Source organism: Kitasatospora sp. NPDC007106 (assembly GCF_040634455.1).
In the GTDB taxonomy this organism is placed as follows: domain Bacteria; phylum Actinomycetota; class Actinomycetes; order Streptomycetales; family Streptomycetaceae; genus Kitasatospora; species Kitasatospora arboriphila.
In genome coordinates this window covers 1-1,508 of sequence record NZ_JBEYFP010001182.1, presented here as the reverse complement: position 1 = coordinate 1,508, position 1,508 = coordinate 1, and the positions used below count along the sequence as shown (strand labels likewise).

The window sequence follows — 1,508 nt, the reverse complement described above, 5'->3', positions numbered from 1 at the left end:
CCGCCATGGCTGCGGCGGTGAGCCACAGGGTGGTGACGAGGCCCTCGAAGATGAGGTCGGCGAAGAGGTAGTGGCCGACGACGTCCCAGTGCAGGTTGGGGTTCTTGGCGAGGGAGCCGACGAGCCCGACGAGCGAGAGCAGGGCGGTGGCGGCGGCTATCCAGCGGCCCCAGTGGCGTACGGGGACGGCGGTGAGTTCGTCGGCGCGTACGGGGGCGCCGTCGGTCCGGGTCATGGGGGCGGAGGTGTGGGAGGCGGTCATGTCAGTCCACCGCGCCGTTCCTGGTGGCCTGCTGGACGGCGATCGAGGCGGCACCGTACGGGGCGTAGATCTTGGCGAGGGAGCCGTCGTCGATCAGCTGCTGGAGCGCCTTCCGGACGGCGTCGGTGAGCTGCGGCAGGTTCTTGGCGATGGCGATGCCGTTGGGTGAGGCGTTGTAGCCGCCGAGCGCGGCGGGGTCGTCGACGACCTCGAAGGCGGCGCCTCCGTCGGCGGTCTTCGCCGCCCAGCCGGCGGCGGGCTTGGTGAGGACGTCGGCGACGACCTTGCCGGAGCGCAGGGCGAGCTGGGCGTCGGAGTCCTTGGGGAAGGTCTGGAGGTGGATCGCGCTCCGGCCGAGCCCGCGACACCTGTCCTGGTGCTTCTCGAGGAGCTTCTGCTGGTTGGTGCCGGTCTGGGCGGCGACGGAGCGGCCGCACAGGTCGTCGAGGGTGACGATCCTCTGGGGGTTGCCCTTGGCGACCATGATGCCGGTGCCGGAGGCGGAGTAGTCGACGAAGTCGACGACCTGCTCGCGTTCCTTGTTGTCGGTGATGGCGGAGATCGCGGCGTCGTACTTGCCGGCCTGGACGGCGGGGACGATGCCGTCGAACTTCTGCGCCTGGAACTCGAACGTGACGCCGAGCTTCGCGCCGAGGGCCCGGCCGAGGTCGAGGTCGAGGCCGGTCATCTCCTTGCTGCCCTCGGAGACGTACATCTCGAACGGGGGGTAGGGGATGTCGGTGGCGACGCGGACCTTGCCGGACTTCTTGATCGCCTCCGGCAGGGAGGCGTGGAGGGCGGCGTCGGGGGTGACGGTGACGCCCGCGATCGTGACCGGGACGGCCGCGGCGGCGGACGGTTCGCCGCCTCCGCCGGCGCAGGCGGACAGGGAGAGGGATCCGCACAGGGCGATGGCCGCCAGCAGGGCCGGTCTGCGGAAGACGAGGGAATTCACGTCGCTACCTTTCGGGAACCTTGGCGGCGCCCGTCGAGCCGCGCCGCGAGCCCTGACGTTACATCCAATGCTCTTCCATTGACAGATGTAACGCAGGATACGAATACGTAACGGCCGACCGCCCTCCGGACGCTGCATCGTTTCCGCATCGCACAGCCAGGATTCTCACCCGGGCAGTCGTTACATCTATCGGCAAGCCGACAGGATCTGTATCTTCCGTTCCCAAGCGCCGATTCGGCGCGCCGCCGCTCCCCCGTCGGCGGCCTTCCCCTGCCCGGGCACGGGGCCATG

General features: G+C 69.8%; 1 protein-coding gene and 1 pseudogene. Both read right to left on the bottom strand.

The features are described 5' to 3' along the window. Window positions 1–262 (bottom strand): annotated as a pseudogene (locus tag ABZ641_RS36955) (amino acid ABC transporter permease); the annotation flags it as partial. 1 nt (window position 263) lies between these two features. Beyond that, window positions 264–1,217: an ABC transporter substrate-binding protein gene (locus tag ABZ641_RS36950; RefSeq protein ID WP_359988949.1), complete on the bottom strand. Its 954-nt coding sequence runs from the start codon at window positions 1,215–1,217 to the stop codon at window positions 264–266. Between the last annotated feature and the right edge of the window lie 291 nt (window positions 1,218–1,508).